9 protein-coding genes and 1 pseudogene are annotated in these 6,311 nt (G+C 70.3%); 5 read left to right on the forward strand and 5 right to left on the reverse strand.

Features of this window, described 5'->3' with window-relative positions:
* Window positions 1-495: 495 nt before the first annotated feature.
* From ACWCYO_RS39955 to ACWCYO_RS39970, 4 genes are all read left to right on the forward strand, one after another.
* A complete protein-coding gene (locus ACWCYO_RS39955; protein ID WP_449786970.1) occupies window positions 496-1,704 on the forward strand; it encodes a PP2C family protein-serine/threonine phosphatase in 1,209 nt (402 codons plus the stop codon).
* 154 nt (window positions 1,705-1,858) lie between these two features.
* Window positions 1,859-2,350 (forward strand): DUF5994 family protein, encoded by a 492-nt coding sequence (locus ACWCYO_RS39960; protein WP_449786971.1) that lies wholly within the window; start codon window positions 1,859-1,861, stop codon window positions 2,348-2,350.
* 55 nt (window positions 2,351-2,405) lie between these two features.
* Window positions 2,406-2,651 (forward strand): hypothetical protein, encoded by a 246-nt coding sequence (locus ACWCYO_RS39965; RefSeq protein ID WP_449786972.1) that lies wholly within the window; start codon window positions 2,406-2,408, stop codon window positions 2,649-2,651.
* Between the two features lie 148 nt (window positions 2,652-2,799).
* Window positions 2,800-3,102 carry a hypothetical protein gene (locus tag ACWCYO_RS39970; RefSeq protein WP_449786973.1) on the forward strand — a complete coding sequence of 101 codons (303 nt, stop codon included), beginning with the start codon at window positions 2,800-2,802 and terminating at the stop codon, window positions 3,100-3,102.
* Window positions 3,103-3,185: 83 nt separating this feature from the next.
* On the opposite strand, the gene ACWCYO_RS39975 is transcribed toward ACWCYO_RS39970, so the two are convergent.
* A complete protein-coding gene (locus ACWCYO_RS39975) occupies window positions 3,186-3,587 on the reverse strand; it encodes a DUF5994 family protein (RefSeq protein ID WP_449786974.1) in 402 nt (133 codons plus the stop codon).
* Window positions 3,588-3,949: 362 nt separating this feature from the next.
* Here ACWCYO_RS39975 and ACWCYO_RS39980 point away from each other — a divergent pair.
* Window positions 3,950-4,075: pseudogene (locus tag ACWCYO_RS39980) on the forward strand (CBS domain-containing protein); the annotation flags it as partial.
* A gap of 276 nt (window positions 4,076-4,351) precedes the next feature.
* Here ACWCYO_RS39980 and ACWCYO_RS39985 read toward each other — a convergent pair.
* The 4 genes from ACWCYO_RS39985 to ACWCYO_RS40000 form a co-directional block, all read right to left on the reverse strand.
* Window positions 4,352-4,585 (reverse strand): DUF6296 family protein, encoded by a 234-nt coding sequence (locus ACWCYO_RS39985; RefSeq protein WP_449786978.1) that lies wholly within the window; start codon window positions 4,583-4,585, stop codon window positions 4,352-4,354.
* A 10-nt stretch (window positions 4,586-4,595) separates the two neighbouring features.
* A complete protein-coding gene (locus ACWCYO_RS39990) occupies window positions 4,596-5,009 on the reverse strand; it encodes an STAS domain-containing protein (RefSeq protein ID WP_449786975.1) in 414 nt (137 codons plus the stop codon).
* 92 nt (window positions 5,010-5,101) lie between these two features.
* The gene (locus tag ACWCYO_RS39995) at window positions 5,102-5,458 is read right to left on the reverse strand and encodes a winged helix-turn-helix domain-containing protein (protein WP_449786976.1); all 357 of its coding nucleotides are present in this window, start codon (window positions 5,456-5,458) and stop codon (window positions 5,102-5,104) included.
* Window positions 5,459-5,579: 121 nt separating this feature from the next.
* Window positions 5,580-6,023, reverse strand: a complete 444-nt coding sequence (locus ACWCYO_RS40000; RefSeq protein ID WP_449786977.1) for an ATP-binding protein — start codon at window positions 6,021-6,023, stop codon at window positions 5,580-5,582.
* Window positions 6,024-6,311 lie beyond the last annotated feature (288 nt).

Here is a 6,311-nt window from a genome sequence, read left to right on the forward strand (position 1 = left end):
CGCTCCCGCAACCCGGCAAGATCACGCTCAACGCCCACGGTCCTCGCAACTCCCGCAGATCGCGGGTGTTGCGAGGACCGTTAGAACCGAAGAACCCGGTCGGGGCCTTCAACTGCCCAGCTGGGCAGAGGCGGAGGATACGAGATTCGAACTCGTGAGGGGTTGCCCCCAACACGCTTTCCAAATGTTCGTCCGATTGTCCGGGAAGGTCCACACGTGTCCTGACCTGCGGCGGAGCGTCCAGTCGTCAGAGCTCTGAACGGTAACGGACGGAGCTGAATGCAACCGAAACTGCAACCACGGTGGAGGCTGTGCTCCGCCCGGCCCGGCGGTCGTACCGGCGGGCGACCGTGAGGAGGAGCGCGACCGGGGGCGCAATGCACTGCCGTCGGGCGTAATGGAAGGACCTGCCCCCGGCGAACTGCACCGATTGGTGGGGTTGATCAAGCCGGGGCCGAGTGCCCGCGACAGGAGCAGGTCGGCGGTGAGTCAAGGATGAGCGGTGAGCAGCCGTCCGGCGCAGCGGGACCGGACCGGTCGGAGGGGCACGGCGAACGCCTGCTGGGCGCGCTGCTCGATCAGTCCCGCGAGCTGCCGCCCCAGCTGATCGCCCCGCTGGTCGCCGACGCGGTGCGCGGGTTCGGCGGCCGTGACCCGGCGCTCCTGCTGCAGGACTACGGCCAGGTGATGCTGGCGCCGCTTCCGGGGCGGGGGTTGGCCGACGGGGAGCCGGTGCCGATCGACGGCTCCCCCGCGGGTGCGGCCTTCCTGCGCGGTGTCCCCGTCGAGGAACCGCAGGCCGACGGGGTGCGGGTGTACCTGCCGTTGCTGGACGGCGGCGACGAGATGGGGGTACTGGCCCTCACGCTGGACGCCGTCGATGACGACGACGACCGGCTGCTGCTGCGGCGCCTCGCCGCCCTGGTCGCCGATCTGCTGATCACCAAGAGCGGCTACACCGACCGGATCTTCCAGGCCCGGCGCCTCGAACCGATGAGCGTGGCCGCCGAGATCCAGTGGTCGCTGCTGCCACCGCTGTCGATGACTGTTCCCCGGGTCGCCGTGGCCGGCATCCTCGAACCCGCCTACCAGGTGGCCGGCGACAGCTTCGACTACGCGCTCAACGACGACCTCCTGCACGTGGCCACGATCGACGCGATGGGCCACGGGCTGGACGCCGCGACCATGGCGACCGTGGCCATCGGCGCGTACCGGCACGCCCGGCGCGCCGACATCGGACTGGCCGAGATCTACGCGTTCATGGACCGGGCCATCGCCGAGCAGTTCGGGCCGGACCACTTCGTCACCGCGCAGATGATGCGCCTGGACGCCGGGACCGGCCACCTGCAGTGGGTCAACGCCGGTCATCCTCAGCCGTTGCTGATCCGCGACCACGTCGTCGTCGAGAGGCTGGAGAGCGCCACCACCCTGCCGGTCGGGTTCGGAGGCGAGCAGCCGGTGATCAGCGAGCGGGTGCTGCGGCGCGGTGACCGGGTCCTGTGCTTCACCGACGGCCTGGTCGAGGAGCGTGAGGCCGGCGGGGATCAGTTCGGGGAGGAACAGCTCATCGACTGGGTCAACCGCGTCGAGCGCTCGCAGGCCGGGGTGCGGGCCGTGGTGCGCGCTCTCTCCCACGTCCTGAAGGAGAAGCGGGGCGGTCGTACGAGTGACGACGCGACCCTGTTCCTGATCGAGTGGCGCTGAGACACCCGCGCCCCCGCCGCGGCTCTCCTGAGCGGCCGGATCGGTCCGGCGCGGGCGGAGTACCGTGGGGATATCGGGGCGGCCCGAGCCGCCGCGCTGAGGGTCGGCCCTCGCTCAGCTGGCTCGGCCCGCGCCCGCGGACAGGTGGCGAGCCATGTCGGACGAAACCAGCGCTTCGCACTACGGGCTTCTGCCGGACCGGTTCCGGCAGGCCGCGAAGCCGGGGACGGTCCTGTTGCGCCTGGAGACCACCCAGTCACGCGAAGGTGCGCTCGACGGCGCGTGGTGGCCACATTCACGGGACATCAGCGCCGAACTTCCCGGCCTGGTCCGCGCGTTGACCGAACACCTCGGCCCCATCCTGAGCGTCGGCCTGGACACGGAAGCCTGGGACGACGTCCCGGCCCGCCTGGTCGTCGACGGCCGGTCGGTGCACATCGACCGGTACCCGGTCGGCGACGACACCGTGATCATCACGCGGGGCGACCGCGATCACTTCAGCCTGCTCGTCGTCCCCCCGCAGGCGAGCCAGGAGGCGGCCCTGGCCGCGATGGCCCGCGCGGTCGAGGCCGGCGGAACCGACTCGGCACGGCAGATCCTCATCGCCACCGGCATCGGTCCCGAGCCACCGGCCGAAGCGTCCTGAGGGGCGGCCTCGTGGGCCGGGCTCCTCGGGCAGACAGGAAAGGCGGGACGCGGAGATGTCCGTCTACGTGAAACTCTCGGTCGACGCCCGGGCGCCGGCGGAGCCGTCGAAGGGGCCGCTGGACCTGCAGTACGAGGACGTCTCCGATGGGGCCACCTTCGAGTACGACCTGCATCCGAGTGGCGCGCTGCGCGTCCTGCGGGTCTTCGAGGACACGCCGCACCGGATCGAGGCGTGCTTCAGCGCCGGGGCGTGGCTCCAGGTCGTGGGCACCTACCTGCGAAGCGGCTCCGAGTACTGACGGCGATCCGTTCCGGGCGAACCGCAGGCCGTCGGCGGCGGTTGCCCGGCTGCTCAGCGGTAGCCGGGCGGAGTCCACCGGCCGCGGTTGCTCCGTCCCGCCCATACCGTCGTGTCCCCGGGCGGGATCGTCGGCACGGGAGGCCAGGATGCGGCACTACCGATGGGTTCTGGAGACGCAGGACGACGAAGGCCACTGGTCCCGGCAGGACGGCAATCCCATGCAGAATCCGCTGGAGTGCGACGGGCCGCCCCAGCGGGCGGCCAACCACCTGCGGGAGGTGTTCGTGCGCACGCTCTCCCGGCCTGCTCCCGGCCCCCGGGTGATAAGAATCCGCCTCTGGGAAGGGGGCGACGCCGATGGCCCCAGGCCGCTCTCGAATGTCGCGCGCCCCCGGACTTCCATCTCGGTCGACGCCGGTGCGGCCGCCCGCCTGGACGAGCGGCCATGAAGCCGGGCTGCACGGCGGGAGCGCCGTGCAGCCCGGCGGAGAAGACTTCGGCCGGCGTTCGGTACGCGGCGGTGCCGGACCGCTCAGCCGAGCAGGAGTTCTGCCGCCGGGGTGTGGTTCCCGGTCGCCGAGGCGCCGGCCATCGCCGAGGCGGCCGTCACCGGGTCGGTGCCGGGCGGTACCACCAGCAGCAGGAAGTGGTCCTGGAAGCCCCGGGTGACGCTGATCGTCGCATCGCTGCCGGCGAACCAGTTGATCCTGATTGTCAGGCCGTTCGCCGCGACGGACCGGGGCACGCCATCCCAGGCCGTGGTGTCGAGGCCGACCCGGACGATGCGCCCGAAGTGGGCGCCGAGCGCGGTGATCAGGTCCGGCAGTTCGGCGAGGACGTGGTTCGAGCGCGGCCACCAGGCGCCGTCGAAGACGCCCTCCCGCGACATCGTCGGCTCCAGTTCCAGCCGCGGCAGCAGCGGGGTACCGGGCACCGACCACGACCCGGGAGAGGAAAAAATGGGGAAAGGAATCGGCATCATGCGAAGCCGCCCGTCCGGTCCACGAGGGACCCATTACGACCCAGGGCGACGTCGGCGCTGATGCCGGTGTGCGGAATGTCCTCGGTTGTCTCCCACGCTACTCCGCAACGGTCTCCTCCGGGCCGCCCGCCACGGGAGTAGGGCCGTAGACATCCAGGGCATGTCGCATTCCGGTACCCGTTCCGGCTTCGTTCTGGGTGAAGGACAGCCCGGCAGCCCCCAGCGGACAGCCGGGGACGGGAACGGTGAACACCGTGACCACCCACTCCCCGCAGTCGGCACGGCCCGGCCACGGCCTCACGGTCGCCGACGCCATGGACCCCTGCGACTACCAGATAGCCGACGAGAACACCGTCGAGCAGGCCAATGACATCTTCCGCGGCGCCGACATCGAGTACCTGCTCGTCCGCGACCACGACGGCCGGTGCGAGGGGCTGGTCACCCGTACCGGGATCCACCCGTTCCTGGCCCGCTCCTGGTACACCGAGCGGACCACGATCAGTGCCACCTCGCACCAGCGCGGCCCGTTCGCCTGGCCGACCCTGGCCCTGGCCCTGGCCGCGATCGCGATGCAGATCAAGCACCTGGCGGTCTGGCCCGTCGTCGACGAGGACGGCTTCATCCTCGGTGTCCTCATGGCTCCGGGCTGTTTGCGCCGGTCAGGAATCGAGCATGGTGGCAGGTCGGGCCACGCCCGGAGCGAAACTGCGGCGAGGTCAGGGCAGCGGGGTGGCGTGCAGGCAGGTGTGCCGTCCCTGTCCGGTCGGCTCGGCGAGCGCTCGGGCCGTCTCCCCGATGATCTCTACGCGGAAGGTGCCGGCCTTGTCCGCGTAGACCGGGGCCCCGTCCGCGGTCACCTCGTCCGTGGCATGAACGACGACGACCTCGAGCGGACCGTGCCTGCCGGGTACACCCGGAAGGGTCACCGCGTAGCGAGACGGAGTGTCCATCTGGAGCTCCTCACCCGATCTCCCTGATGCCCGCCAGGGCGGCGCGCACACTGCTCCGGACGGTGAAGAGCTCGTCGGTGCCGGTGATCTCCAGCAATCGCATGGTCTGGGCCGGCGGGGCGGCCAGCACCATTTCCACCCCTGCGGCCCTCGCGTCCAGACGGGCGGCGAGGAGGGCATTGAGGCACACGGAGTAGCAGAAGGTCTGGCCGGCCAGGTCGATGACCAGCCGGGGTGGGCGGTCCTGGAGAGCGCGGGAGAGGGCGTTGTCCAGCTTGCGGCGCTCTTCCTGGTCCGCTTCGCCGTCGAGGCGGACGATCACGGCCGTCCCGGGGAGCTTCGTGGTGGTGATCCGCAGGTGCGGAGTGACAACGCGCAGGGGGTCGGGGCACTCATGCCGGGTGGATCCGATGGTGTTGGGCACTGGACTCGCCTCCTCAACGGGAGGGGGCGGTGGCCTGGCGGCCGGGATGCGCACAAGGTGCGGAGGGGTGCGGGAGGCGGGACGGCGCGGGTTCACGGATGCTCATCATGATGATCACCGGTGGCGGTCGCTGGCTGGCGGCCGAGGTCGGGGGCGAGGTCGGCGAACAGGGCCAGCAGTCCGGCGATCTCGCGGTGGCCTTCGGCGGGATGACGGAAGTACGTGCCGCGAACTACCTGGTAGCGGTTGCGGCGTCCGTGTCGGGTGTGGGTCAGGTATCCGGCCTTCTCCAGGTCCGTGACGATCGCCCGCGCGGCCCGTTCGGTCATACCGCACATCGCGGCCAGGTCCCGCAAGCGGATGTCCGCGTCCCGCGAGATCATCAACAGCACACGCGCGTGCTGCGTCAGGAACGTCCAGCTCGTTCGCGGCTCTCGCTCATCCGACATACCACAAGTATGAACCCGGATTCCGCTTTTGCAATGCCTGACTTGAGGATCCGCTGACGGGCCACACCGTGGAACGCGTGGTCGAGTTTTCGCCCGCGGATCCGTGTCACGGCGCGGGGCTTCAAGGCGATGACGGTGGTTGTTCGGAAGGGACGAGGAGTTCGGCCCATACGGCCTTGCCGCCGTCGTTCGGGAGGGCGCCCCAGCAGAGGGCGAGGCGGTCGACGATGAACAGGCCGTGGCCGCCGACCCGGGTCGGCTGGTGTGTGCCGGGATCGGGCAGTGCGGTACCGGAGCGGGGGTCGGTGACGGTGATGCGCAGGCACGGGCCGTTCTGGTCCAGATCCAGTGCGAGTGGGCCTGCCGTGTACCTGGCGGCGTTGGTGAGCAGTTCCGAGACGATGAGCTGGACGTCGTCGCCGAGAACGGACGGGGCGAGGTGCCAACCGGACAGGGTTTGACGGGTGAACGCCCGCCCTTCGCCGACGGGGGACGCTCCACTTCCGGCGGTGAAATCCAGATGGCAGTGACGGCGGACTGCTGCTGGGCCGAGGTGACTCTCCACGGTGGTTCGCCTGCTTCCCGTTGCAGCTCCTCGAACCACGCGGCTACCCGTTCAAGCGGGGATCATGTGCGTGGCAGCGGTCGGGTTCTCCGGGACTCCGGTGCCGCCGGGGTGGTCCGGAGCAGTTGCTCACCCCGTGCCGACGAACTGAGACCGGAACTGAGACCACGACACGAAGAAGGCCCCGACCGGGTTCTTCGGTTCTAACGGTCCTCGCAACACCCGCGATCTGCGGGAGTTGCGAGGACCGTGGGCGTTGAGCGTGATCTAGCCGGAGCGCTTCGACGT

This window comes from Kitasatospora sp. NPDC001683 (genome assembly GCF_053596495.1).